At 66.8% G+C, this 26279-nt stretch carries 23 protein-coding genes; 7 read left to right on the top strand and 16 right to left on the bottom strand.

What is annotated here, in order from left to right:
• Positions 1–63 precede the first annotated feature (63 nt).
• Genes DKT77_RS08015 through DKT77_RS08005 form a run of 3 tightly spaced genes read right to left on the bottom strand, consistent with a single transcriptional unit; the run spans position 64 to position 5409 of the window.
• Positions 64–3465, bottom strand: a complete 3402-nt coding sequence (locus DKT77_RS08015; protein ID WP_109811186.1) for an AAA family ATPase — start codon at positions 3463–3465, stop codon at positions 64–66.
• Positions 3462–4655, bottom strand: coding sequence for a metallophosphoesterase family protein (locus DKT77_RS08010; RefSeq protein ID WP_109811185.1), 1194 nt, complete (start codon positions 4653–4655; stop codon positions 3462–3464). Before DKT77_RS08010 ends, DKT77_RS08015 begins: the two co-directional genes overlap by 4 nt.
• A gap of 28 nt (positions 4656–4683) precedes the next feature.
• Positions 4684–5409: a hypothetical protein gene (locus tag DKT77_RS08005; protein WP_109811184.1), complete on the bottom strand. Its 726-nt coding sequence runs from the start codon at positions 5407–5409 to the stop codon at positions 4684–4686.
• Between the two features lie 92 nt (positions 5410–5501).
• On the opposite strand from DKT77_RS08005, the gene DKT77_RS08000 reads away from it, so the two are divergent.
• Positions 5502–6500: a helix-turn-helix transcriptional regulator gene (locus DKT77_RS08000; protein WP_109811183.1), complete on the top strand. Its 999-nt coding sequence runs from the start codon at positions 5502–5504 to the stop codon at positions 6498–6500.
• A gap of 507 nt (positions 6501–7007) precedes the next feature.
• On the opposite strand, the gene DKT77_RS07995 is transcribed toward DKT77_RS08000, so the two are convergent.
• Both DKT77_RS07995 and DKT77_RS07990 read right to left on the bottom strand, forming a co-directional pair.
• Positions 7008–7841, bottom strand: a complete 834-nt coding sequence (locus tag DKT77_RS07995; protein ID WP_146204978.1) for a hypothetical protein — start codon at positions 7839–7841, stop codon at positions 7008–7010.
• Positions 7842–8075: 234 nt separating this feature from the next.
• On the bottom strand, positions 8076–8495 hold the full coding sequence (locus tag DKT77_RS07990) for a PaaI family thioesterase (protein ID WP_109811181.1): 420 nt from the start codon (positions 8493–8495) through the stop codon (positions 8076–8078).
• A gap of 58 nt (positions 8496–8553) precedes the next feature.
• Here DKT77_RS07990 and DKT77_RS07985 point away from each other — a divergent pair, with 58 nt between their 5' ends.
• Positions 8554–9372: an enoyl-CoA hydratase gene (locus DKT77_RS07985; protein ID WP_420798306.1), complete on the top strand. Its 819-nt coding sequence runs from the start codon at positions 8554–8556 to the stop codon at positions 9370–9372.
• A gap of 16 nt (positions 9373–9388) precedes the next feature.
• Here the strand turns inward: DKT77_RS07985 and DKT77_RS07980 are convergent, their stop codons facing one another.
• The 8 genes from DKT77_RS07980 to DKT77_RS07945 form a co-directional block, all read right to left on the bottom strand.
• Entirely contained in the window at positions 9389–10159 is a 771-nt protein-coding gene (locus tag DKT77_RS07980; RefSeq protein ID WP_109811180.1) for an enoyl-CoA hydratase-related protein, read from the bottom strand.
• A gap of 82 nt (positions 10160–10241) precedes the next feature.
• Positions 10242–10715 (bottom strand): cytochrome c-type biogenesis protein, encoded by a 474-nt coding sequence (locus tag DKT77_RS07975; protein WP_109811236.1) that lies wholly within the window; start codon positions 10713–10715, stop codon positions 10242–10244.
• 8 nt (positions 10716–10723) lie between these two features.
• Positions 10724–12712, bottom strand: coding sequence for a heme lyase CcmF/NrfE family subunit (locus tag DKT77_RS07970; protein WP_109811179.1), 1989 nt, complete (start codon positions 12710–12712; stop codon positions 10724–10726).
• Positions 12713–12926: 214 nt separating this feature from the next.
• Positions 12927–13370 (bottom strand): cytochrome c maturation protein CcmE, encoded by a 444-nt coding sequence (ccmE, locus tag DKT77_RS07965; RefSeq protein WP_109811178.1) that lies wholly within the window; start codon positions 13368–13370, stop codon positions 12927–12929.
• Between the two features lie 5 nt (positions 13371–13375).
• Positions 13376–14404: an N-acetyl-gamma-glutamyl-phosphate reductase gene (gene argC, locus DKT77_RS07960; protein WP_109811177.1), complete on the bottom strand. Its 1029-nt coding sequence runs from the start codon at positions 14402–14404 to the stop codon at positions 13376–13378.
• A 52-nt stretch (positions 14405–14456) separates the two neighbouring features.
• Positions 14457–15269, bottom strand: coding sequence for a glutamate racemase (locus tag DKT77_RS07955; RefSeq protein WP_109811176.1), 813 nt, complete (start codon positions 15267–15269; stop codon positions 14457–14459).
• Positions 15270–16148: a lysophospholipid acyltransferase family protein gene (locus DKT77_RS07950; protein WP_109811235.1), complete on the bottom strand. Its 879-nt coding sequence runs from the start codon at positions 16146–16148 to the stop codon at positions 15270–15272.
• A gap of 126 nt (positions 16149–16274) precedes the next feature.
• Positions 16275–19679 (bottom strand): indolepyruvate ferredoxin oxidoreductase family protein, encoded by a 3405-nt coding sequence (locus DKT77_RS07945; RefSeq protein WP_109811175.1) that lies wholly within the window; start codon positions 19677–19679, stop codon positions 16275–16277.
• A gap of 140 nt (positions 19680–19819) precedes the next feature.
• Here DKT77_RS07945 and DKT77_RS07940 point away from each other — a divergent pair, with 140 nt between their 5' ends.
• On the top strand, positions 19820–20713 hold the full coding sequence (locus DKT77_RS07940; RefSeq protein WP_109811174.1) for a LysR family transcriptional regulator: 894 nt from the start codon (positions 19820–19822) through the stop codon (positions 20711–20713).
• Between the two features lie 321 nt (positions 20714–21034).
• Positions 21035–23194, top strand: a complete 2160-nt coding sequence (gene purL / locus DKT77_RS07935; RefSeq protein WP_109811173.1) for a phosphoribosylformylglycinamidine synthase subunit PurL — start codon at positions 21035–21037, stop codon at positions 23192–23194.
• Here purL and DKT77_RS07930 read toward each other — a convergent pair.
• The gene (locus DKT77_RS07930) at positions 23191–23916 is read right to left on the bottom strand and encodes a hypothetical protein (protein WP_109811172.1); all 726 of its coding nucleotides are present in this window, start codon (positions 23914–23916) and stop codon (positions 23191–23193) included. The two genes, purL and DKT77_RS07930, sit on opposite strands and share 4 nt — an antisense overlap.
• Positions 23917–24103: 187 nt before the next feature.
• On the opposite strand from DKT77_RS07930, the gene DKT77_RS07925 reads away from it, so the two are divergent.
• The 3 genes from DKT77_RS07925 to grxD are packed head-to-tail and all read left to right on the top strand — an operon-like array spanning position 24104 to position 24972.
• Positions 24104–24346, top strand: coding sequence for a BolA/IbaG family iron-sulfur metabolism protein (locus DKT77_RS07925; RefSeq protein WP_109811171.1), 243 nt, complete (start codon positions 24104–24106; stop codon positions 24344–24346).
• A 3-nt stretch (positions 24347–24349) separates the two neighbouring features.
• Positions 24350–24616, top strand: a complete 267-nt coding sequence (locus DKT77_RS07920) for a hypothetical protein (protein WP_146204977.1) — start codon at positions 24350–24352, stop codon at positions 24614–24616.
• A complete protein-coding gene (gene grxD, locus DKT77_RS07915) occupies positions 24613–24972 on the top strand; it encodes a Grx4 family monothiol glutaredoxin (protein WP_109811169.1) in 360 nt (119 codons plus the stop codon). The genes DKT77_RS07920 and grxD overlap by 4 nt, the downstream gene beginning before the upstream one ends.
• A 79-nt stretch (positions 24973–25051) precedes the next feature.
• Here grxD and zapA read toward each other — a convergent pair whose 3' ends face one another.
• Entirely contained in the window at positions 25052–25438 is a 387-nt protein-coding gene (zapA, locus tag DKT77_RS07910) for a cell division protein ZapA (protein ID WP_109811168.1), read from the bottom strand.
• On the bottom strand, positions 25431–26030 hold the full coding sequence (locus DKT77_RS07905) for a hypothetical protein (protein WP_109811167.1): 600 nt from the start codon (positions 26028–26030) through the stop codon (positions 25431–25433). The genes zapA and DKT77_RS07905 overlap by 8 nt, the downstream gene beginning before the upstream one ends.
• Positions 26031–26279 lie beyond the last annotated feature (249 nt).

Genomic DNA, 26279 nt, shown 5'->3' with positions numbered 1-26279 from the left:
GCGCCGCGGCGGGCCTGCAGGTGGACGAGGGCCGAACCGCGTTCGGCGGCGTGGCGGGTCGGCTCAGTTTGCCTGAAGGTCGATGATGCGCAGGCCGGGGATCTCGTCCTCAGCCATCTGCACGAGGTGGCGGTGATGCGTGAACAGGATCGCCTGCCCCATCCGCCCCATCTCGGCCGCAAGCCGCAGCGCCGCCGCCGCGCGGTCGTCGTCGAAGGTTTCAAGGATATCGTCGGTCAGGAACGGCAGCGGGCCAAACCGGTCGGTGAAATCCGCATGCCCGGCCACGCGCAGCGCGAGGTAAAGCTGCCCGCGCGTGCCGGTGGACATGGCATCGGCGGGAACCGCCGCGCCATTGCGTATCCCCACCAGCCGCTCGCCGCTGCCGGTGGGCTGAGCCTCAAGCCGGGGCCACTCGCCGCCTGTCATCTGCCGGAACGCGGCCTCGGTGGCCTGCAGCATCGGACCGCGCCGGTCCTCGCGCAGGCGGCGGAGAGCCCCGGCCGCCGCAACCAACCCGATCCGCGTCAGGGCGGCGCGGCGGGCGGCTTCGCGCAGCTCTTCCAGCACGGCGGCGCGCTCCTGCGCCAGATCGACACCACCCTCGCCGTTCAGCGCGACGTCCAGCGCAGCGCGCGCCTCCGCCCGGCGTCCGAGGGCATGGTCGCGCGCGGCTTCGGCCTCCTTCACCGTATCGGTGAGCGCCTCGGTGCGCACCGGGTCGTCCTGCGCCTCCTCCTCGGCAAGCGCGGCGGGGTCATGCCATTCGGCCAGCGCCGTCCGCTCCTTCGACAGACTGGCGATTTGCGCGCGCAGCTCGTCCCGTGCCAGCAGCCGCGCCAGAGCAGCCTCCGGATCTTCGCCGGGCACCGAGTCCTGACCGGCGAACACCGCGTCGCGCCGATCGATGGCCGAAGCGATCTTTCGGTCGAGGCGCTTCTGTTCTTCGCGCGCGGCCGCCGCGTCCCGCTGCGCGGCGGCGATCGCACGGTCCGCCGCTCCGGCGGCCGCTGCGCGATCGCGCGCCGCGCGCAGCAACCCGGCCACCGATGCCCCGCGCGCTTCGTCCCCGAGCGCCGCAATAAGATCGCCCGCGCGCGTGTCAAACGCATCGAGTGCGTCCTGCATCCGGGCGACCCTGCGTTCAAGCTCACCTAGCGCGGCGTGTTGCTCGCCCAACTCCGCAAGATCGTCGTAGAGGCGCAGCAGCGCTTCGCCGGACAGACCGGCGCACCAAAGCCCGGCCGTAAGCCGGGTCAGTGCCGCCTCCGCGTCGGTCACTGCCGCCGCGCAGCGGGCCTCGGCGGCCTCCAGTTTGCGCACGACGCCTGCGGCCTCCTGCCGACTGGCGATGCGTGCACGGCGTTCATCGAGATCGGACCGAAGCCGTCGGGCAGCGGGCAGACCATCGGGCATCGCCGAAACCGTGCCTCCGACCTCCCGGACCGCACCCGCAACCGCCCGCAAAGCAGCATTGCTGGCATCCAGCGCGCGCGCGTGGTCGGCCTGCGCGGCCTCTGCAGCCAGACGCGCGCCGGCGGCCGCAATCAGCGCCTCGCGGCGTTCGGCGAAGACGGCAGGGGACACCGACGGGTCAAGCCCGAGACGCCCGGCGAGCTGGGCGGCGGCGCCCAACGGCGTTTCCTGCGCGGCGCGCGCGGCCTGTGCGGCGTCTGTTCGGCGGGCGAGCCTTTCGCGCAGAAGATGGACCTCCGCCTCCATGCGGGCGCGGTGCGCACGGGCCTCGCGGCTGGCCCCGTGACGGTCGCGCGCGGCGTCGTCCTGCGCCATGGCTTCGGCGAACGCATCCGCCGAGGCCGCGTCGAGCGCGCCGCGATGTGTGGACCAGAGCCGGTCGCGCGCCGCCCGGCTGGCCGCGATGTCGGCGTCGGTCACCACGTCGCCCAAGCCTGTTTCGGCCTCAAGGGCCGCGGTCTGGGCAGCCAGCGCTTCGGCAGCATCGGCTGCCGCGCCATCCGCTTTTGCGACCTCGGCCGCTGCGGCCTGCACCGCCTGTTCGGCCGCGCGCAGTTCGGCGGCGGTCGGCAGCCCGGCTTCGGTCAGTACGTCCCAGCCGGATGGCAGACCGGCCGCCGCAAGATCCGCCGCAAGCGCAGCGTCCCGCGCCGTGGCGGCAAGTGCCTCGGGGTCGAGCCGGAGCGAGTCGAGCGCGGCCAGCGCATCGGCCAGCGCCTCCGAGCCGTCTGGCATCACTTCGGACGGGCCTAGACCGTCACGTGCGGCGGCCAACGTCCGGCGCGCTTCGTCCCGCCCGGTCCGCGCGGCGCGCAGATCCAGCGCCGCGTCCCGGATCGCGGACATCACGTCGCGTGCCAGCACCACATGCGCCGGGTCCGCTTCCGGACCGGCAAGGCGCTCAGCCAGCATCCGGACGGATGTACGCAGCCGGTCGCGCTCGGCCCGGCGATTGCCAAGATCTGCATCAGCGGCAGTCGCACGCATCACGAGCGTCTGGCCGTCACCGAAAGGGACGTCCTCCAACTCGGCCAGCAGCGCGCCGATCCGCAGCCCGTCCGGGTCCGGCGTCTGATCTGCGCGGCGCCGTTCGGCATCGGCCAGCGCCTCATCGGCCCGCGCGCGCCCCTCCCGCGCCACGGTCAGCGCCTCAAGCGCCTGCGCCAGCCGCGCGGCAGCCTCGGGCGGCAAGTCCGGCCCGGCCGGGTGATCGGCCAAGCGGTCTGTCAGCACGTCGATCTCGCGCGACAGATCCCGGCGCGCATCGGCGGCCTCCCGCAGGCGCAGCGCGCGCTTGGCATAATCGCGCTTTGCCCCTGCTTCCGCCAGCGCCGCGTCGGCGGCTGCGGCTTCGGCCTGCAGCGCATCGAAACGGCGCGGATCGAGCCGCGCGGCATCCAGCCTGTCCTCGATCCCGCGCAGTGTATTGCGCGCCTCGGCCAGAACCGTGCTGCGCCCACGGGGCTTGTGAAAGCCGTCGATTTCTTCCTGCGCCTGCCTGAGCGTTTCAGCGAAGCCCGACAGGCCAGATGAACCCGCGTACAGAAGCTGGCCAAGATCGCCCTGCGCCTTTGCGATCTCCTCGCCGCCCTCGCGCAGAACCCTGTCATCGAGCGAGAAGCGCGTTCGGTAGGCGTCCCGATCGAGCCCGTGCAGCAGCACCTCCAGCCGCCGTTCGTCCACCGCGCGGCCTCGTGCGTCGGTCAGCGACCCCGTGCGCTGCCCGGTCCGGCGCAGGGTCAAAGGGCCATCGGCGGTCTCGAGTGTGGCGCCGATCAGCATGTCCTTTCGCGCGTGCTGGAATGCGTAACGATGCTGCAACGGCATTTCGAACAGAAGGTCCAGCCAGGCGTGGAGCGCGGTGCTCTTGCCCGCCTCGTTGGGGCCGTAGACGATGGCCACGTCCGGCCCGTCGCCTGCCGGACCGAAGTCGAGCGTACGGTCGGTGAAGCGGCCGTAGCGGATCAGATCGAGCGTGCGCAGCCTCATTTCGTCTCCCCCTTCGCACCAAGGCGCAAAGCCATCAGCGCAACGCCCTCGTCGATCAACGCATCCAGTTCGCCGTCGTCAAGCGTGTCGCGGATGTCACCCGGCAGCGCCTCGCGCAGATCCCTGATCGCGGCGCGCACCTCGTCGCGAAAGCCGGGCGTGGCCGCGTCCTCGCGCATGAGCGCCGCCAGATCGTCCGCCGCGCCGGGCACGGCGGCGCGCACGGACGGTCGCAGGCGCAGCCGGTCAAGGAACACGCCATCGGTCGCCTCGGCCGCGGCCTCCGCCTGGGCCTGCAGCATCGCGGGATCGCCCAGTTCCGCCGCGCTTCCGGACGCTTCCAGCCGAACCGCGACAAGCGCGCCGGGCGTGGCCGCATCAGTCAGCGCCATGTGCAGCCTCGCGTCCCGGCCCGCCTGGTCCTCGACCCCGGCCAGTTCCACTTCCAGCCGGACGAAGCGCAACAGTTCCAGCGGCATGGCGCGGGCGCGTACCCCGTCGAGGTCAAGCTCCACAAGCGTGGCGGAGCCGCCCGCCGTCTCGCGTATACTGCGCCCCTGCGGGATGCCCGGCATCACGGCCAGCCGCCCCTCGCCCGGGTATTCGGCCCGTTTGTGGATATGCCCCAGCGCCCAGTAGTCGTATCCATGGGCCAACAGGTCACCGAGGGCACAGGGCGCATAGGGGTCGTGGCCCGCTGCACCGTCCAGCGAAGTGTGCATCAGCCCGACATTCCAGCGCCCGGCTTCGGGCGCCGGGTAGCGCGGCAGCAGGCTTTCAGGCACATGCGGCGCGCTGAAGCCAAGCCCGTGGATCGACGCGTCGCCCAGCCGGAAGGTCGGCGCCTCGGGAGTCAGCAGCGTTAGCGCGTCGGACACCGGGCCGTAGCGGTCAAGGTCCAGAAGTGCGTCATGGTTGCCCTGGATCATCACCGCCGGGATGCCTGCATTCCCGAGACGACGAAGTTCGGTGGCCAGCGCGGCGCGGCTGCGCAAATCGGCGACACCTGCATCGAACGTGTCGCCCGCGAACAGCACGGCCTGAACGCCTTCGGCCAGCGCGGCATCGACCAGCCGGGTCAAGACCTGCCGCGATGCCGCGCGCAGCGCCCGCCCCAGCGCGGGATTGCGAGCGGCCTGCGTGCGGATCGGCGAGTCGAGATGCAGATCGGCGACGTGAAGCAACTTCATGCAGGGTCCTTTCCGGGGCGCGGCGCCATCATGCGGCGCTGCGCGTCGGCTGCAAGGGGGCGTCGCGATCCGGCGCGGCGCGGGTGCCCGACCACGCCAGCCATACGGTCGGGCGCATCTCTGCTTCGCCAAGAAAGGTGCGGATCGCAAACACGTTCAACGGCGGCGAAGACCCTGCGAAGGCAGCCCCCCATCCGCACGGAACGGACATCGACTCCGTGCCGCCGGCCCAGACCCCATCCGAAGCGGGCAGGAAGGCATCCCCCCGGTCCTTGATCGGCGCGCACCGGCGCAAGTGGTCGAGAGCGGCGCACATCTGGATGTCCATGTCCGCCAGCAGCGTGCGCAGGAAACAATCGGACCGTTCCGCGCGGCGCTGCATCGCGTGCCGGCTGACCTGAACACCCGTCAGCGTGAACGAGATCCGGCCGCGCCGCGCCAGCGCGTCGATCCGGGTCCAGCACACCCGCGCCTCGCGGAAGCAGGCAGTGCCGTCCTTGCAGACCGTCACATCAAGCACGCAACGGGCCAGCACGCGCAGCCCGCGGCCCGAGGGCGCGGCACGCAGCACGCCGCGCCGCCGCGCGAGGCGCCGTGCAAAACGGGAATGGCTGCGGGCATTGGGGGCCAGCCCATGCAGGTCTGTCATCAGGCGCGCCATGTCGGCGCTGCCGTCTTGCGCTGCCTGCAGCGCCTGTCGGGCATAGCCGCGCCCGAGTGACCGCCGCATCGCCTTTGCCGAAACAAGGTCCATCGTGAGCCCTCCATGCAGTTAACGAGTCGTTGACACACCGATGAGACACCGTAGGGATGACATAACCTGTCACCACCCCAAGGATTGCCCGCATGTCCTATGCCAAGGCCTCCAACCTTCTGCGGCTCGCCGACATGGCAAGCGCGCGCTATGACGGCGTGACGCTGGGCGATGTGCAGTCCGAATTCGACTGCGATCACCGCACGGCACAGCGCATGATGCGCGCGCTTGAAGATCTCTTTCCCAACGTGGACATCCTGGAGGGCGAGGATCGCCGCCGCCGCTGGAAACTGGCCCGGAGCGATCCGCGCTGGCTCCAGGCGCAGGGCCTTGGCGACAGCGAACTCGCGGCGATCGACCTTGCCGCGCGCCGTGCGGAGCGGGACGGCGCCCCGGACGAAGCACGCCGCCTGCGCGCCCTGCGTGACCGCCTGCTCGCCGCCATGCCTCGCGCCCATGCCCGCCGCACCGAAGCGGATGCCGAGGCGCTGCTTGAGGCGCAGGGCTTCGCGTCACGTCCCGGGCCGCGCGTGGTGGCGGATCTGCGGCTGCTGGGCACCCTGACCGAAGCGCTGCGCGCGCCCTGGGAACTGGACATCGGCTATCGCGGCGCACTGGACGCGGAACCGCAGCGGCGGCTCGTCGAACCACACGGAATGCTGCTTGGCATCCGCCGGTACCTGGTCGCGCGCCCGTCTGGCGGGGATGGCCGGATGCGGCGGTTCCGGCTGGACCGGATCGAGGGAGCGGCGATCACACAGCGCAGTTTCGCGCGCGATCCCGACTTTGACCTGAAGGTCTTCGCGGCGCGGGCCTTCGGATCCTACCACGCGGATGAGGAGTACGGCCCTGTGGAATGGCGCTTCTCGCCCGATGCCGCGCCGACGGCGCGGCGGTTCCTGTTCCATCCCGATCAGGAAATGACCGACATGCCGGATGGCGGGCTGACCGTCCGCTTCGCGGCCTCGGGCCACCTGGAAATGGCATGGCATCTCTACCAGTGGGGCGACTCGGTCGAGGTGATCTGCCCGCCCGCGCTCCGCGCTCTGGTCGCGCGCCATCAGCGCGGCGATTTCCCCGCCCTGCCCTGATCGGGGCGGCGGCCGCCTGACATGGCCCCGACACCAAAGAAGGCATCCAATGACAAAGACGCCTCTGGCCACCGCGGCCTTCGCACAGGACATGTCCGGCACGCTCGTGATCCAAACCTAGCAGCCCGATGCCGTCGCGCAGCAACCCGTGGACGCCTTGAAGGCCCGCCAACCGGACGGGACCGTGGAATGGGGTTGGGACGGCACGACCAAGGCCATAGCCAAACTTTCGGCCGAGTTCGGAGCCGGAACGCCGCAGCCCAATGATCGATGCACAAGGAAGAATCCGCTAGGTTCCAGCCGCAACTCCACGTCGCGCACCCCGACCGCCGAAGGACTTGACCGCGTTTGCGATGCCCACCGATATGGCGGCCCAGCTTGACGACGTCCGTCGGCTGGTCGGTTTCGCGGTGCGAGACAAGACGCGCGGCAGAAGTCACGAGAGCTCCGCAGAACGGCATGCGCGGCGTTTCCGCCGCGTGCCGGGTAGATCGGGCAAGGCCCGTGTCAGCTCCGCCGGACGTAGCTGCGCAGAAGCTGCAGTGCCCAAAGCATGAGCAGCAGGGTGGCCGGAAGCGGTACTGCTGTCACGCTAGGCAGGTTGCCGCCGCCGGTCAGGTCGGAGAACAGGTTGGTGATCGGGCCCGTGCCCTCGCTGCCACCCGGGCCGCCGAACAGCCCGCCGCCACCGCCACCGCCCGATCCACTGCCACCCGGCCCGCCGGTCCCGGTGATGAAGTTGGGCGATCCGCCGCCGAAGACTGTCCCGCCGGAGTTGGGCCCGCCCGATGCCAGCAACAGGTCGCCGGATGGATCGCCCAGAGGGCCCGGGATGAAGAAGCCGGGCTGGTCTGTGCCGGGGCCGGTCGCGGATGTGGGCGTGGCTTCCTCGCGCGGATAGAGGCTTGCGATTTCCACGACGAGAGACGTCGCCTGCGCGGTCTCCGCTTCTTCGCCGATCGGATCGAGCAGCGCCGGATCATCTTTCCACAGCTGTACGAGCATACCCGGCGCGCCTGTGCCGACAAGGTCGGCGGGATCCTGCGTACCGCGCCCGGCGACGCATTCGCCGGTAGGCTCGATCATCGTGACTTGCGGACGGCCGCGGCCGGATTCGGGCGGTGTTATGCTGACGATCGGGCAGCCGTCCATGTAGATGTAGACGGTTTCGACCGTGGACTGATCGCCATTGTTGATCAGACCGACGACCGATGGCTCGTCCAGCAGGATCTCGTCTGAGGGGCCGACACCGCCCGCGCCTTCGGCATCTGCATGCAGTGGGCTGGACAACGCAACGGACAGAGCGACCGACAGCCCGAAAGCCGCTCGCAGGGTCGTCAAGGGTCCGCAAAACTGTTCCATTTCGTCCTCGCTCGCACTCGGTCACAGCGCGCCGGACAGACATCGCCGGGCTGCTACCAAGGCAGAAAATACTTTCGTAGGGGCTGCGATACAAAATGCCATGAAGGTATCGCGGCTATACATCCGGATATGTTTCCGGTCAGGCCGGGCTGACTTTCGACTCACCCCAAGCCATACGAAGGATATACTCAGCCTTACCTTCGTGTCGCAATCCTAAGGTATTGAATAGGTTAATGAAGCTCGTGCGACTGGTCGCTCCTCGGCGCCGCGCGCGAAAATCCTCACATCGCCCACGGCCAGCACGCGGCCCAGCTTCAGTACTTCCACATCGGCCAGCAAATCCTTGTCCGCAGGCGGTTTCCGCATGAAATCAATGGAACACGAAGTGGTCACCGCCAGCGCCTTTGGGCCGACCATCGCCAGCACGGCAAGGTAAACCCCCACGTCGGCCAGCGCGAACATCGTCGGACCCGAAACCGTTCCGCCCGGCCGCAAGTGGCGCTCGGACACCCGCAAGGCGACCCGCAGGCGCATTGGTGCGACCGAAAGGATCTCGAACTCTTCGGCCACCTGCGGGAATTCCGCATCGAGAAACGCCTTCAGCGCTTCCAGGCCCAACTTCACCTCTTGCATCGCTTTGCCTCCTGCCCCAAGCGCGGTTAAGCTGGCCGCAAATGGGTGGAGACACAAGATGAACGAGATGACAGCGAATACTGCCGCTGCGCAGGACTACGTGCTGCGCGAGGACGAGGAGGCGATCGCCTGCCTGACCCTGTCGCGGCCCGGCGCGCTGAACGCGCTGTCCGACGGGATGCTGGCGGCGCTGCGCGGCAAGCTGAACGATATCGCGAACGATCCGTCGGTGCGCGTGGTCGTGCTTCGCGGCGCCGGCAAGGCATTCTGCGCCGGGCACGACCTGAAGGAGATGACCGCAGCCCGCGACGCGCCCGATGGCGGCGCGGCCTATTTCGCGGACCTTTTCGACCGGTGCGGGCAACTGATGCAGGCGATCCCGCGCCTGCCGCAACCCGTCATCGCCGAAGTGCATGGCATCGCGACCGCCGCCGGATGCCAGCTCGTCGCCACCTGCGACATGGCCGTGGCGGCCGAGGGGACGCGCTTTGGGGTAAACGGCGTGAATATCGGGCTGTTCTGTTCCACCCCGATGGTCGCGCTGTCGCGCAACGTGCCGCGCAAGCAGGCGTTCGAGATGCTCACCACCGGGGCCTTCATCCCTGCCGAACGCGCAGCCGAGATCGGCCTCGTGAACCGCGTCGTCGCAGCCGAGGCACTGCACGAGGAAACGATGGCGCTCGCGCGGGTGGTGGCAAGCAAGCTGGGCCGCGCAGTGCGGATCGGCAAGGGCGCGTTCTACGACCAGTTGGAGCGTGACCTGCAGGGCGCCTATGCACTGACCCGCGACGCGATGGTCGAAAACATGCTCGACCGCGACACTGCCGAGGGCATCCAGGCCTTCATCGAGAAGCGGCCGCCAAGCTGGAACCAGTGAGGCGGCGCGCAGCCGGTCAGCGCCCTTCGTAGGCCGGGCGGCGCTTTTCAAGAAAGGCCAGCACCCCCTCGCTGAAGTCGCGGGTCTGGCCGCACTGGCCCTGCAATTGCGCCTCGAGTGCGAGTTGCTGTTCCAGATCGTTACCGAAACTGGCGCGCAGGGCCTGCTTGGTGTGGGCGTAGGCCACTGTCGGCCCGTTCGCCAAGGCACTCGCCCGTGCCGCGATATGACCCGCGAAAGCATCGTCGGGCACGGCTTCCCAGATCATGCCCCAGGCTTCGGCCTGCCGCGCGCTGACCGGTTCGGCGAACAGGGCGGCCCCCATAGCCTTGGCAAAGCCGACCTGCCGGGGCAACCAGTAGGTGCCGCCGGCATCGGGAATAAGGCCGATGCGGCTGAAGGCCTGCAGGAAAACCGCGCGTTCCGATGCGATCACAACGTCTGCGGCCAGCGCAAGGTTCGCCCCCGCCCCGGCCGCCGCACCGTTGACTGCCGCGATGGTCGGGATCGGGCAGTCGAAGATTGCCCGCAGCATCGGGGTGTACTCGTCGCGGAGCACCCGTTCGATATCGAGCGCGGCTGCGCCGTCGCCCAGATCCTGCCCGGAACAGAAACTGTCGCCCGCCCCCGTCATGACCAGCACGCGCGCGTTTTCCTGCGCAATACGGATGGCGGCCGGGATCTCGGCACGCATCTGTACGTTCAGTGCGTTCTTCACCTCGGCCCGCGCCAGCGTCAGCGTCGCGATCCCGTCCTCGATCTCAAGCGTGATGGCCTGGAAATCCATGCTCGTCCCCGTCCCGTTCCGTACCGTACCGTTGCGCGCCCACCCTACGACACACTTGGATCGCGCGCAGGAAAACGCGGGGTCACTTGCCCAGAATTCTCTCGAGGCGCGCGGTTTCCTCGTCCGACAGGTCTGGCGCCGCCTCGTCATCGGGGCGACGGCGGCTGCGCAGATATGCGGCAGCGATGCCGACACCGGCGACGAACATGGCTGGTCCCGCCAGCCACAAGATAAGGTTAGCCCCCGTCGCGGTCGGGTTCAGCAACACGTATTCGCCGTAGCGGTCCACGACGAAATCCACGACCTCCTCGTTGGTGTCCCCGGCCACAAGCCGTTCGCGCACCAGAAGGCGCAGGTCGCGCGCAAGACCAGCATTGGATTCGTCGATATTCTCGTTGCGGCACACGAGACAGCGCAGCCCTTCGGAAATGTCCCTCGCCCGGCCTTCGAGCGCCGGGTCTGGCAGGATCTCGTCCGGCTGCACCGCGCCAACGGGATGCGGCACCAACGCAAGGCACAGCGCCAACACCCCCGCCGCGGCGCGCGCGAATTGCATGGTTCCGGTCATTCCGCGGCCACCGGCGACGCGTCGCCCTTTGGTGCTGCGTCACGGCCCGCGCCCGCGGCGACGCGGAAGCGCCGGTCGCTCAGGCTGACGAAGCCACCCAGCGACATGATGATCGCACCCGCCCAGATCCAGTTGGCGAAGGGCTTGATGTAGGTGCGCACCGCCCAGCCACCCTGCGCCTGCGGATCGCCGATCACGAGGTAGAGGTCGCGGAAGATCCCGTTGTCGATCGCCGCTTCCGTCGTTGGCATCTGCGCGACCGGGTAGTTCCGTTTTTCGGGGAACAGCACCGCGACCGGGCGCCCGTTTCGCGTGACCACCATTTCGGCCATGATACTGTCATAGTTGGGGCCCGGCTCGCGGCGCACATCGGCCAGGGTCACGTCGTAGCCGCCGACATCGAAGGTTTCGCCGACCTGCGCAACGCGAATGTCCTCGCTCTGCCAGGCGGTCAGGGCCGAGATCCCGATGAACGTCACGCCCAACCCGATATGCGCGATGGTCTTGCCCCAGTCCGCGCGCGGCAGGTTCCAAAGCCGCCTCAGCCGCGAGCGCAGATCGCCCCGCCCGGTGCGCGACCACAGGTCGATCTTCGATCCCGCAATAAGCCACACACCAAGCGCGATCCCGATGGGCGCAAGGATGCTCCGCTCGGTCTGGAACGTCCAAACAAGCGCAGCGATCAGGAATGTTGCGATGACGGGCAGAAGCAATTGCCGGGCCACGCGGTCCAGCTTGGCGCGTTTCCACGGCATAAGCGCGCCCAGCGGCAGGATCACCGCCAGCACCACCATGAACGGCGTAAAGGCCGCGTCGAAGAATGGCGGACCGACCGACAGCTTGCGATCAAACAGCATTTCGGCGATCAGAGGCCAGATCGTGCCGACGAACACCACGAAGCACGACACGGCCAGCAAGATGTTGTTGGCCACAAGCGCGCTTTCACGACTGACAAGGCCAAAGACGCCTTTCGCCTGCATCGCGCCCGCCCGTGCGGCGAACAGTGTCAGCGCACCGCCCATGAAGGCTGCCGTTATCATCAGGATGAACACCCCGCGCTCCGGGTCGTTGGCGAAGGCATGGACCGAGGTCAGAACCCCCGAACGCACGATGAACGCACCGATGAGCGAGAAGCCGAATGCGAGGATCGCCAAGAGGATCGTCCAGCTTTTCAGGCTTTCACGCTTTTCCACGACGATGGCCGAATGCAGCAGCGCGGCGGCCAGCAGCCATGGCATGAAGGAAGCGTTCTCGACCGGGTCCCAGAACCAGTAGCCGCCCCAGCCCAGCTCGTAATAGGCCCACCAAGACCCCAGCGCGATGCCGATGGTCAGGAACACCCACGCCGCAAGCGTCCAAGGCCGGACCCAGCCGCCCCAAGCGGCATCGACGCGGCCTTCGATCAGCGCCGCGACTGCGAAGGAGAAGGTCAGAGACAGTCCGACATAGCCGAGATAGAGGAACGGCGGATGGAACGCGAGGCCCGGATCCTGCAGCAGCGGGTTCAGGTCCTGCCCGTCGAGCGGCGGCACCGCGAGGCGCAGGAACGGATTGGAGGTGAAGATGATGAAGGCCATGAACGCCAGTGTCACCGCCGATTGCACCCCGAGCACCCGCGCCTTCAGGCTGGGCGGGAGGTTGCCCCCGAACCATGCGGCCAGCGCGCCGTAAAGTGTCAGGATCAGCACCCAGAGCAGCATGGAGCCTTCGTGGTTCCCCCACACACCCGTCACCTTGTAGAGCATGGGTTTCAGGCTGTGCGAATTCTCGACAACCAGCTTGAGCGAGAAGTCCGACACCACGAACGCATAGGTGAGGGCCGAGAAGCTGAACGCGGTCAGAAGGAGTTGTGCCGTGGCGGCTGGAGCGGCCATCGCCATCCAGCCCGCCCAGCCTTTGTGCGCGCCCACCATCGGCACAACCGCCTGAACGAGTGCCACGCAGGCGGCCAGCAGCAACGCGAAATGCCCAAGCTCTGCAATCATGTCAAATCCCTGCCCTGTTTTCGTGACGGTGCGGTCGTGATCACCGCGGTCGGCTCGCCGCCCGGCGTTGGGCGACATGGTAGGCCCCCAAGGCCGGATCGCCAAGGGAAACACCGCCGCAGGTGGGCCCGTCGCCAGTTCTCACCATAGCGCCTTGGCAGCCCGAAGCCCGATCCCCGTTCCGCAAACCGGCCCTCGGTATGGGCGGCGTAGGTCAGCTTTCCGGTTCCTGATAGACGCCCTGTTCCTTGAGCGCGTCCACGACTTCCTTCGGCATGTAAGTCTCGTCGTGTTTGGCGAGAATCTCGGACGCCTCGAACACACCGTCCACCAGTCGCCCGGTGCCGACCATGCCCTGCCCCTCGCCGAAAAGGTCCGGCAGCACGCCACGGAAGGTGACCTGCACCGACGCGCCGCCATCGGTGACGACGAAGCGGATCGTTTCGCCCTGCCCGCGCTCCAGGGTGCCTTCCTCGACCAGCCCGCCGATGCGGAATGTCTCGGTCGGTTGCGGAGGCTCGGCGATCACCTCGGACGGGCTGCGGAAGAAGTTGATCCCGTCGCGCATGGCATAGCCGATCATTCCGGTGGCGATGACAAGCGCGACGGCGGCAAGCGCGATGACTTGGATGCGGCGTTGTTTCTTGAGGCTTTTCATGTGCGTTACGGAAACACCGGGGCCAGCATCAGGCCCGTGGTCTCCTCCTCTCCCAACATCAGGTTTGCGTTCTGAAGGGCCTGTCCGGACGAGCCCTTGGTCAGATTGTCCAGCGCGGCGATCACGATGGCGCGGTCCGGCCGACGGTCGCCGACCACGCCCAGATGGACGAAGTTGCCACCGCGCACGTGGCGCGTGGATGGATGCGTGCCGAAGGGCAGCACTTGCACGAACGGCTCGGCCTCATAGGCGCTGGTCAGTTCCGCATGGATCGCGGCCGGATCGCCCTTGACATAAACGGTGGCGAGAATGCCGCGATTGGCGGGCAGAAGATGCGGGGTGAACTGCACTTCCACCTTGCGCCCGGCAAGCGCGCTGAATTCCTGGTCGAACTCGCCAAGGTGACGGTGCACCCCGCCGACGCCGTAGGCATGGGTGCCCTCCGACAACTCCGCATGCAGCAGGTTTTCCTTGGGCGACCGGCCCGCGCCGGAAACGCCGGTCTTCAGATCGATGATGATGTCGTCGAGATCGACCAGCCCCGCTGCGATCAGCGGGCGCAACGCGAACTGTCCGGTCGCCGCGTTGCACCCGGTGCACGCCACAAGACGGGCTGCGCGGATCTCGTCACGGTAGAATTCCGTCAGACCATAGACCGCCTCGGCCTGCAATTCGGTCGCGACATGCGGCTGGCCATACCATTTCTGGTAGGCGGCCGGGTCGCGAAGCCGAAAGTCGGCGGACAGGTCAACGACCTTAAGATCGCGCGGCAAGCTATTGATCACGCTCTGTGTCGTTGCGTGGGGCAGCGCGCAGAACACAAGGTCCACGGCACTGAAATCGATTTCATCGATCTTGACCAGCGCGGGCAGGTCGAGGTGTCGCAGATGCGGAAACACGCTACCCATGTCCTGACCCGCCTTGCGGTCGGCAGACAGTGCGACGATCTCCATCGTCGGGTGGGTGGCCAGCAGGCGGACAAGTTCCGCGCCGGTGTAGCCGCTGGCGCCAAGGATGGCGATCTTGTGGGGCATGAGTTCCCTTTGACTTGTCAAATATCTAGGGCCGTCGGCGGGCCGTTGCAATTCACGCTGCGTCGAAGGTGATCTTTCGTCGCAAGAACTGCGTCGCCTTGTCCGACACCCGGTCCGGCCGCCCGGTGGTCAGGAACCGCCCCGCCGCGCCTGAGCCGAGCATGCCGGGGTGGCGGCGAAGATAATCCGCGAGGCTTTCGGCCACGATGTTGGCCTGGCTGTAGACCTTTACCTTCGGGCCAAGCGCGGCCTGAAAGGTCGTTTCCATCAACGGATAATGCGTGCAGCCGAGGATCGCCGCCTCGGGATGCGGCATCCGGCGTTGCAGCGCCTCCACGTGGCTGCGCACCAGTGCCTCGGCGAGGATCTCGTCTCCGGCTTCGATCGCGTCCACCAGTCCGCCACATGGCTGCGCCTCCACGTCCACGCCAATGGCGCGGAAGGCCAGTTCCCGCTGGAAGGCGCGACTCGAGACGGTTGCAGGCGTGGCGAAGAGCGCGACATGCTTGACCGCAACTTCACGCGGAGGCGAGCTGTCGCCCCACTGCCGTTCGGTCAGAACCTCGATCAGCGGCACAAAGACACCCAGCACACGCTTGCCTTGGGGCAATCCCGCCTCCTGCATTCGGCGCAGCGCCGCGGCCGAGGCGGTGTTGCAGGCAAGGATCACAAGGTCGCACCCTTCGTCCCAGAGCCGCTCCACCGCGGCGACAGTCAGGCGGTGTACGTCGTCTGCGTCGCGCACCCCGTAGGGCGCGTGGGCATTGTCCCCGAAATATACGAAAGGCACGTTCGGCAGGCGCCGGGTCACCGCGTCAAGCACGGTCAGCCCGCCCAGCCCGCTATCGAATATGCCAACGGCCATCTATTGCCTGTACCTGTCCTCGAACTCGAATCCGTAGCCCGGGTCGCTCATCGGCTCGGGGGACAAGCCATAGGTCTCGCGGCGCAGGAAGTCCATCATCGCCCGCGCGTCATGGATATAGGGCTGGAGCGCCGATTGCGGGATCGGTTCTCCAATCACCAGGTCCACGGGTTTATTGGTGCGGGCCTTGAACTCCTTGATGAGCAGGCCCATCCGCAACGTATAGTGCAGATGGCTGGCGAGCTGGAACACCCGCGAATTATGCCCGCAGAAATAGACCGGCACGATCTGCGCATCCGACCGCGCAACCATGCGCGCGGTGAACGACCGCCAGTACGGGTCCATAGGCTGCGAGAACGGCTTGGCCGAGGTGGACACGGTGCCACCAGGGAACACCCCGATCGCCCCGCCTTGCGACAAGGCGCGAACGGCGGTCTTGCGAGTCTGCAGGTTCAGCGCCATCGCATCGCGCGTTTCATCGAAGCTGATCGGCAGGATCACCTTGTTCAGGTCCTCGGCCTTGCGGAAGACCTGATGCGCAAGAATGTGGAAATCGCCCCGCACCTCGCTGAGGATGCGCCCCATGATGAGCCCGTCAAGAATCCCGAAGGGATGGTTCGCGATCAGGACCAGCGGCCCGGTGCGCGGGATGTTGTCGAGCGATCCGCCAATGATGTTCAGCGACAGCCCGTAGCGTTCGGTCATCACCTCCCAAAAGTCGCGGCCCTGCGCGACCTCGGTCTCGTAGCCCTGCGCGCGGCGGATCAGTTTCAGGCGCCCTGTCGCGTTCTCCATCACGCGGATCAGCGCTCGCCCGCCGCGTGTTGCGGCGGAATACGAATAGCTGATCTCGCGCGCCACGTGTTTGTTCGAAGCGATTTGTTTCTCGGGCACCTGCGTTTTCCAGACATGACTGAACCGGTGCGCCGGAATATCATCCGGAATGACGCATCGGCAAGAGGGCTGTCGCGCATCTGTTACATTGGCCGCGCCCTGCCCGCCCGGTCATTCCGCCGCATGCCGGGCCTGCGGCACTGACATCGCCTCGAAAGCGTCCCACAGCGCGGCACGTTCGGCCGCCGCGGCCTCAACCGCCGCCCGCTTGACCGGTCCGAAACCGCGGATCTTGCGTGGCAGGCGCGCAAGCTGCAAGAACACCGATCGGTTGTCCGGTGTCACGCGTGACAACAGGCCAGCCATGTCGGCCTCGAACTCGGTGATCAGGCGCCGTTCCATCCGGCGCTCCGCGCTGTAGCCGAATGGGTCAAGCGCCGTGCCGCGCAAGAACTTCAGCTTCGCCAGGAAACCCATTGCGCTGACGGCCTTTTCCGAAAAAGCGCGTTTCTTGGGCCTGCCGTCCGCGCCGGTTTTCGACAACACCGGGGGCGCAAGGTGGAAGGTCAGTCGCGCAGCGCCATCGATCTGCGCTTCGATCCGCCCGCGGGTGTCCTGCAACAGGCGCGCGACCTCGTATTCGTCCTTGTAGGACAGCAGCTTCTGATAGCTGAAGGCGACCGCCTCGCGCAGTTCCGCGTCATCGATCGGGTCCACCATCTGCCGAAAGCGCCGGGCAAGGCGCGCCGACTGGTAAGCGGTCAGATGCGCCGCCCAAAGGTCGATCTTGCCGTCGAGGTCCAGCGGGCTGTCCTGCGGTACCTTTGTCAGTGCCTGCACCGCGCTCGGATCGTGCGCCGCCCAGCGGCCAAGGTCGAAGGCGCGCAGGTTCGGCTCCACGGCCGCCCCGTTCAACTCGATCGCGTTGCGCAGCGCCTTGGGACCGAGCGGGATCAGCCCGCGCTGCCACGCCGCGCCCAGCAGCACCATATTGCTGTAGATGCTGTCACCCAGAAGCCGTTCGGACAGCACCGTTGCGTCCAGCATAAGCGCTCGGCCGCCCAGAAGACCGGTGATCGCCCCGCGCAGGCCGTCGCCCGGCAGGCGGAATTCGGGATCGCGGGTGAACGCGCCGGTGACCGTCTCGTGGGTGTTGCAGACCGCACCGGTGCGCACGCCGTCCAGCAACGTCAGAGTCTTCTGCCCCGCGGACACCACCAGATCACCGCCGATCAGCGCGTCCGCCTCGGCGGTGGCGACGCGGACGGCGCTGATCGCCTCGGGCCGGTCGGCGATCCGGCAATGGATATGCACCGCGCCACCCTTCTGCGCGAGACCGGCCATTTCCATCATTGCAGCCGCGCGCCCGTCCAGATGCGCGGCGGTGGCGAGGATCGCGCCGATGGTCACGACACCCGTGCCGCCCACGCCCGTCACGACGATGTTGTGCGTGCCGCGGATCGTGGGCAGCGCGGGCGCGGGCAAATCGTCGGGCAGGTCCAGCGCGCGGGTCGCGGCGCGTCGCGGGGTGCCGCCGGTCACTGTCACGAAAGACGGGCAGAACCCCTTCAGGCAGGAATAGTCCTTGTTGCAGGCCGACTGATCGATGGCGCGCTTACGCCCCATCGCCGTTTCGATCGGAACCAGCGCCACGCAGTTGGATTGCACGCCGCAATCGCCGCAGCCTTCACAGACCGCCGGATCGATGAAAAGCCGCTGGTCAGGGTCGTCGAAAGCCTTGCGTTTTCGGCGGCGGCGCTTTTCCGCAGCGCAGGTCTGCACGAAGATGATCGCCGACACGCCGACCACTTGCGCCATCTCGCGCTGGACCTCCGCCAGGCTTTCGCGCGGATGCACGCTGGCCCGGTCCGGCAGCGCCGCGCGGTCCACCGGTTCCTTTTCGTCGTGCACCACGGCGATCCGCTGGACGCCCATTGCCGCAAGTTCCCGCGCGATCTGTTCCGGTGTCAGACCGCCATCGTTCTTCTGTCCGCCGGTCATCGCCACCGCGTCGTTGAAAAGGATTTTGTAGGTGATCGTGGTGCCCGCCATCAGCGCCGCCCGGATCGCCTGCACCCCGGAGTGGTTGTAGGTGCCGTCACCCATGTTCTGGAAAACGTGCCGCCGCTTGGAAAACGGCGCCTCACCGATCCAGTTCGCGCCCTCGCCGCCCATATGGGTGAAGCCGGACGTGCTGCGATCCATCCACAACGCCATGATGTGACAGCCGATCCCGGCATAGGCGCGGCTGCCGTCCGGAACGACGGTGGAACTGTTGTGCGGACAGCCCGCGCAGAAATAGGGCAGCCGCGCGGCAAGGTCCGGCTGTGCCTCGGCAGCGAGCGCGGCGCGCTGGCGTTCCAGCGCCGCGGCGATCGCTTCGGTGGCGCGCCCTTCCTCGGTCAGGATCTCGCCCAACCGCACGGCGATCGTCACCGGGTCGAGCGCATAGTCGGCGGCGAAGAGCGGCGCGCCGTCCTTGAAGCCGCCATGCACCCGCCTGCCCCGGCGATCGTCGAAGATCGCCTCCTTGATCTGCACCTCGATCAGCTTGCGCTTTTCCTCGACCACGACGATCAGGTCCAGCCCTTCGGCCCAGTCGTGCAGACTTTCCATGTCGAGCGGCCAGACTTGCCCGACCTTGTAGATGGTCAGGCCCAGGCGCTCCGCCTCCGCCGCGTCGATACCCAGAAGCGACAGCGCGTGCACCAGGTCAAGCCAGCTTTTCCCCGCTGCCACGAACCCGATCTTCGCACCCGGCCGCCCCCAGACCCGCCGATCGATCCGGTTGGCGCGGGCGAAAGCCTCGGCCGCATAGCGCTTGTACCGCACGAGGCGCTGTTCCTGCGCGACCCAGTGATCGTCCAGCCGGATGTTCAGCCCGCCCTCCGGCATGTCGAATTCCGGCACCACGAGCTGCATCCGGTCGGCGCGACCATCGACCACCGCCGTCACCTCGGCCGTGTCCTTGACCATCTTCAGCCCGGCCCAGACGCCGGCGAAGCGGCTCAGGCCCCAGCCGTAAATCCCGTAATCCAAGATTTCCTGCACGCCCGCAGGCGAGAGCACGGGCATGTGTGCATCGACCAGCGCCCAGTCCGATTGGTGGCAGGTGGTGGAAGATTCTCCGGTGTGATCGTCGCCCATCGCCATCAGCACGCCGCCCAAGGGCGCGGTGCCAGCCATGTTCGCATGGCGCATCACGTCGCCCGACCGGTCCACGCCCGGACCCTTGCCGTACCACAGACCGAAGACGCCGTCGCCGCGGCCCTCGCCGCGCAGTCCGGCCTGCTGGCTTCCCCACATCGCCGTTGCGGCCAGATCCTCGTTCAGTCCAGGCTGAAACACCACGTCCGCCGCACTCAGCACGTCGTGCGCGCGCGCCATCTGCTGATCCACGGCGCCAAGGGGCGAGCCGCGATACCCCGTCACATAGCCCGCGGTCGCATGGCCCGCAGCACGGTCGCGCGCTGCCTGTAAAAGCATCAGCCGTACGAGCGCCTGCGTGCCATTCAGCAGAACCTCGTCCCTGGCAAGGTCGAACCTGTCCGAAAGCCGGAAATCACTGTGCTGCATCTATTCCACCCCGGGTTTATTGTAGCGGTATCATTGAAGCGAGGATACGGGTGATCATCTAGTCGTGACAGACGTGCCTCAGGGACGCATACAGGACCCGCCCGGACCGTCGGGCAGCACGAGACGAAAGAGGGCACGCGATGGACTGGGACAAGCTGCGAATTTTTCACGCTGTTGCGGATGCGGGCAGTCTGACCCATGCGGGAGATGCGCTGCACCTGTCCCAGTCGGCAGTCAGCCGGCAAATCCGCAGCCTGGAGGAAAGCCTGAACACGACACTGTTCCACCGGCATGCGCGCGGGTTGATCCTGACCGAGCAGGGCGAATTGCTGTTCGATGCGACCTCGGCGATGGCCAAGCGGCTCGACGCCGCATCGGCGCGAATCCGCGACAGCGAGGACGAGGTGTTCGGCGAGCTTCGGGTGACGACCACGACCGGGTTCGGCTCGCTCTGGCTCGCGCCGCGTCTGTCCAAGCTTTACGAAGCATATCCGGAACTGAAGATCGACCTGATGCTGGAAGAGCGGGTGCTGGATCTGCCGATGCGCGAGGCGGATGTGGCGATCCGCATGAAAGAGCCGTCGCAGGCCGACCTGATCCGCAAGCGGCTGATGAATGTCCACATGCGGCTCTATGCGACGCCCGCGTATCTCGAAAAGAACGGTACGCCCGAGGCTGTGACAGATATGCGACACCATCGCCTGATCTGCCAGAACCCCAGTAGCGTACAGGTCAGCGCCGCCGCGCGCATCGTGCAAATGCTGATGACTGAGGAGATTCGCTCCCTCTTGACTGTTAACAATTATTTCGGGGTGCTTCAGGCGGTCATCAACGATCTGGGAATCGGGGTTCTTCCAAACTACGTGACTGAGGATTTCCCGCACCTTGTCAGTGTTTTACCGGAACTTGTCGGCGGCTCTGTGCCCGTGTTCCTCGCGTATCCGGAGGAGTTGCGCCAATCCAAACGCATCGCGGCCTTCCGCGATTTCGTGATGGAAGAGTTAAACGAAAGCCGAAAGAAAACGCGCGAGTGACGCCGATTCGAGCATCCGCGCGGACAGCCATGTAACAGGCGCATGTCAGCCATGCTGCCCCTGCGGCATTAAACGCCTTGATGCAACTGGGGGCACTGGTTATCTGCAGACCAGAAGCACGGACGTTGTCCTGTTTCTACCTCCCTGTTGGACTTGGCCGAGCTTCTGCTCGGCCTTTTTTTTGCCCACTTTCCGTGTGGGTGACGGGCGCGCCAACACCGCGCTACAGCCCGGTGCGCACCGGGACCCTGTGTCGCGAAAAAGACACGGCTGCTTTTCCTTCTCCGCGCGCTCCCCTAAAAGGCGCGAAAGGGGAACAACATGCAAGAACCGGACATCACGCCAGACCTGATCGCGGCACATGGGCTCAAGCCCGATGAATACCAGCGCATCCTCGATCTGATCGGACGCACGCCCAGCTTCACCGAGCTTGGCATCTTTTCGGCCATGTGGAACGAACACTGTTCCTACAAGTCCTCCAAGAAATGGCTAAGGACCCTTCCGACGGAAGGGCCGCAGGTGATCTGCGGGCCGGGCGAGAACGCTGGCGTGGTCGATATCGGCGACGGGCAGGCCGTGGTCTTCAAGATGGAGAGCCACAACCACCCCAGCTACATCGAACCTTATCAGGGCGCAGCAACCGGCGTGGGCGGCATCCTGCGCGATGTGTTCACGATGGGCGCGCGGCCGATCGCGGCGATGAACGCGCTCAGCTTCGGCGAGGCCGCTCATCCGCGCACACGTCAACTCGTGCACGGCGTGGTCGAAGGCATCGGCGGCTATGGCAACTGCTTCGGTGTGCCGACAATCGCCGGCGAGGTACGCTTTCACGCGGCCTATAACGGCAACTGTCTTGTGAACGCCTTCGCCGCCGGATTGGCCGATGCCGACAGCATCTTCTATTCGGCCGCGTCCGGTGTCGGGCGGCCTGTCGTCTATCTCGGGGCCAAGACGGGCCGCGACGGCGTCGGCGGCGCGACGATGGCCAGCGCCGAGTTCGATGACACGATCGAAGAAAAGCGCCCTACGGTGCAGGTGGGCGACCCGTTCACCGAAAAGCGGCTGATGGAAGCCTGCCTCGAGTTGATGCAGACCGGCGCAGTCGTGTCGATCCAGGACATGGGCGCGGCGGGGCTGACCTGCTCAGCCGTCGAGATGGGCGACAAGGGCGACCTTGGCATTCGCCTGCGGTTGGATGACGTGCCGGTGCGTGAGACCGGGATGACCGCCTACGAGATGATGCTTTCCGAGAGCCAGGAACGGATGCTCATGGTGCTCGATCCCGCGAAGGAGGCCGTCGCCAAGGCTGTGTTCGACAAGTGGGACCTTGATTTCGCCATCGTCGGCGAAACCATCGCCGAGGATCGCTTCATCGTGGAACTGGGCGGCGCCGTGATGGCCGATCTGCCGCTCAAGGCGCTGTCCGGCACCGCACCCGAATACGACCGCCCCTGGGTGCCGACCCCGGAGCCGGACCCCATGGACCCGGTCCCCGAGATCGACCCGATCGACGGCCTTAAGGCGCTGCTTGGCAGCCCGAACTACTGCTCGCGCCGTTGGGTGTGGGAACAGTACGATAATATGGTGATGGGCGACACGGTACGTGTGCCCGGCCTCGGGGCCGGCGCGGTGCGGGTGCATGGCACCACCAAGGCGCTGGTCTTCACCTGCGACGTGACCCCGCGCTACGTGCGCGCCAACCCTGTAGAGGGGGGCAAACAGGCGGTGGCCGAAGCCTATCGCAACCTGTGCGCCGCCGGGGCGAAGCCGCTGGCGACGACCGACAACCTGAATTTCGGCAACCCCGAGAAGCCCGAGATCATGGGCCAGCTCGTCGGTGCGATCCAGGGCATCGGTGAGGCCTGCACCGCGCTCGACATGCCGATCGTGTCCGGCAATGTAAGCCTTTACAACGAAACCGACGGTGTGCCGATCCTCCCAACCCCGACCATCGGCGCGGTTGGCCTGCTGAGATACGCCAAGAACCTGATCGGCTGCGCGCCGAACGCGGGCGACCTTGCGATCCTCGTAGGCGAAACGACCGGCCATCTGGGCCAGTCCGCGCTTCTGGCCGAGGTTTTCAACCGGGAGGACGGCGACGCACCCGCCGTAGACCTCACGGCGGAGCGGCGGAACGGCGTTTTCGTGCGCAACAACCGCAAACTGATCACAGCCGCGACCGACCTTGCCGACGGCGGGCTTGCGCTTGCCGCGTTCGAAATGGCGGCGACCGGGAAGGTCGGCGTGACAATCGATGACGGTGACATGGCGCGCCTGTTCGGCGAAGATCAGGCCCGCTACCTGTTGGCCTGCCCCTACGACTGCGCCGAAACGTTGATGATCGCCGCGGGACAGGCTGGCGTGGTGCTGGAAACCGTGGGCCGGTTCGGCGGTGACAGCGTCAAGTTCGCGGGTGCTGAAGCCCCGCTGGAAACGCTCTCCGCGCTTTGGCGAGGCACCTTCGCCGACACCTTCGGCTAGGCGCGCGCGGCGCGGCCCGCGCGGCGAAGGGCCCCCAGCGCAGCAATTCCGCCAAGCCCCAGCAACAGCGTCGGCGGCAGCGGGATTGGTGGCGGTGTTACGTCGGTCAGTGTGACGCGGGCCCCGTTAGCGTCCTGCACCGCGAAGCCGACAGTGGCGGTAGACAGCGACGAGATGCGGAATTGAAGCCCCCACACGTCGAAATCGCCGAAAATGGCGGGCGGTTCAGGCTGCGGGTTGAATGACACGATATCGGTCGCGAAACCGCCGGACGAACTGGAGATGTCGATTTCCAGTCGCGAACTGGTACGTGGGCCGGCAAGGCGCACCTGCTGGACCGCCGGCAGGAGCAACGGGCCGACAGGCAGCCTTCGCGGCAGCGCGGTCAGATCCAGCGTGCTGCCCCGTCCCAGCCCGATCAGGATGACGAAAAGCTGATCGCCCGACACGCCGTCGATGCTTCGTGTGGCCGATGTACCACCGGTGGTCCAGAACCCCGTCGCGGCCGGTGGTTCGGGCTGGGGGTTGAAGCCGAACAGGATCAGCGGGTTGGTCGTTGCAAAACCTTGCTGGAAGATCCTGACCTGAGACCAGTCGGTCGGCGGCGGCCCGCTGGTGACGGCGGCCGCCACGGGCAGGCTTGGCAGCAGGAAAAGCCCGGCCCACAGCGCGATCAGCGCGCGCCGCGGAAAACGAAACAGAGGCAAATGGGCCTTGAGCATGGCGATGGCTCCTCGGATGCGTGGACTGTCGCGTTAACCATAACACGACTCAACATGACGTTTGGTAATGTTTTCTGCCATTGGCAGGTGCGGCGGACTCCGATGCCGACAGGGCGGTGCCACGCGATGCGGGTTGCAGCCGCCCGCGCCGCGCCATACATTTCGCTCAGGAACAAGGAGTGTGCCGATGCCCATCGCAGCGCAGGACATCGAGGATCTTTTGAGAGAAAGTTTCCCGGCAGCGAAGATCACCATCACCGATCTGGCAGGGGACGGAAACCACTATGCGGCCGAAGTGATCGACGAAAGTTTCCGGGGGCAGAATCGGGTCCAGCAGCAGCGCGCGGTCTATGCGGCGCTGAAGGGTAAGATGGATGGTGCGAACGGCGAATTGCATGCGCTCGCTCTGACGACAAAGGCACCAGACTGACCCTTGGGTGTTGGACAAATCATAGCATTGGCCATCGTCACACCTTTCACCGCCTTCTTCGCCTGGTCCACATTTCACGAATTGCGTCGACGCAGGCGCGAGGGGCCGCCGGACGACCCGAGAGATGCTTTCGAATTCGACGAGGACGCCCCGAGTTACGAAGAACCCGTCAGCGCCGAGACGACGGCACAGGATGACGACGAAGCGCAGGACACACCAACCGCGGCAGAGCCGGACGGCACCGGGCCGCAACACGAGGACAGAACATGACCGCCGAAGACCAGATCAAGCAGACCGTAACCGACCACGACGTGGTGCTGTTCATGAAGGGCACCAAGGCAATGCCGCAATGCGGCTTCTCAAGCCGAGTGGCCGGAGTGCTGAATTACATGGGCGTGGACTATGCCGATGTGAACGTCCTTGAGGACGAGGCCCTGCGCCAAGGCATCAAGACTTTTTCGGACTGGCCGACCATTCCACAGCTTTACGTGAAGGGCGAATTTGTCGGCGGCTGCGACATCATCACGGAAATGACCCTGTCGGGCGAACTGGACGAACTGTTCTCGACCAAAGGCGTGAACTTCGACAAGGCAGCGGCTGAAAAGATCCGCGAAGCGAACGCCTGATCCTCAAGAGCAGATCAAAACCTCCAAAGAAGCAAGGCAGCCCGGCCCTTCGCCGGGCGCATGCCCTGCCCGGCCGCCGCTAAGCCGCGCCGGGCTGTTCCATGTCGTCGGCCAGTGCCTCGGCTCGCGCGGCAAGCTCAGCCAGACTGTCGGCCAGCGCGGCCGGGATAACCGGCACCTCAACGCGCTGCGCCGGGCGGGCGCTGGCGTCCGACAACTGCGCCTTCAGCGCGGCGTTCTCCTCTTCCAGCGTGGCGACCCGATCTTCCATCGCGATGGTCTTGTCGGCCAGCAACAGACCCGACATCAGCAGCAGACGCGCTTCGGGGATGCGGCCCATTTGTTCCGTCATAGGCTGCGCCTCGGCGTCCAGCAGCGCGGCGGCGGCTTCAAGAAACGGCTGCTCGCCCTCCTGACAGGCCACTTCGAACTGGCGTCCGCCGATGGTGATGTGCACCTCAGGCATCTTCGGTTTCCTCCACAAGCGGTTTCAGGGCGGCAAGAATACTGTCGATCTCGGCGCGATCGGCAGCCCGTGCCGCCAGCAGCGCGTCGATCTCCAATTGCAGCGCGCCGTTGACAAGATCGGGATCGGCCATCCCGGCCTCGTGGGCCTTGCGCAGAGCGGAATTGTTCTGTCGCAGCTGGGCATTGACCGCCCGCAACTGGTCGATCCCCTGCTCCAGCGCGGTCAGTCGCGCCGACGCGCCCTCGCCGTCTTCTCCGGTCTGGATCTTCTCAAGCCGGGCGGCGGCGCGCAGCGCCTCGATCTCGGATCGTGCCTCGGCCAGCGCGGCGCGATCCGCCTCGGCCTGCCGTGCAATGCTCGCGCCCTGCTCTCGTTCCGCCTCGAGGGCGGCGGACAGGCGCGCGATCTCGGCCTCGGCCTGTGCCAAAGCATCCTGACTGACCTCCGAGGCGGCGGGCGGTGGCGCCGCTTCCAGTTCGGCGATGCGGTTCTGGGCCGCGTTGAAGGCCTGTCGCGTGGCCGCGTGCGCCCTGCGCATCCGCGCCAGCGCTTCCGCCAACCGTTGTTCCAGGTCCGAAATCTCTGCCATCGCGTCCACTCCTGCCGCCCCTGTTCTCGCCGTGCCCGCCCTAGCCGACCCGTTGCGCCCGGTCCGGGCAAAAAAACGGGAGCGCCATGCCGCAAACGGGTCGAATCGCGTTCGTGTCACTTCACTAAACATTTCCCACGGGAACAAGCCCCACGCGCGCCGGGCATGACTTGCACTTCCGCCCTCACTTGCTAAGACGCTAACAGCCGGGCCGGAGCGCCCGCCCTCGCCACTTCACCGGAGCTTGCC

Origin of the sequence: Meridianimarinicoccus roseus (assembly GCF_003172915.1) — a bacterium.
GTDB classification, from domain to species: domain Bacteria; phylum Pseudomonadota; class Alphaproteobacteria; order Rhodobacterales; family Rhodobacteraceae; genus Meridianimarinicoccus; species Meridianimarinicoccus roseus.
Note: the sequence above shows the minus strand (reverse complement) of the source record. Positions and strands in the feature narration are given on the sequence as shown.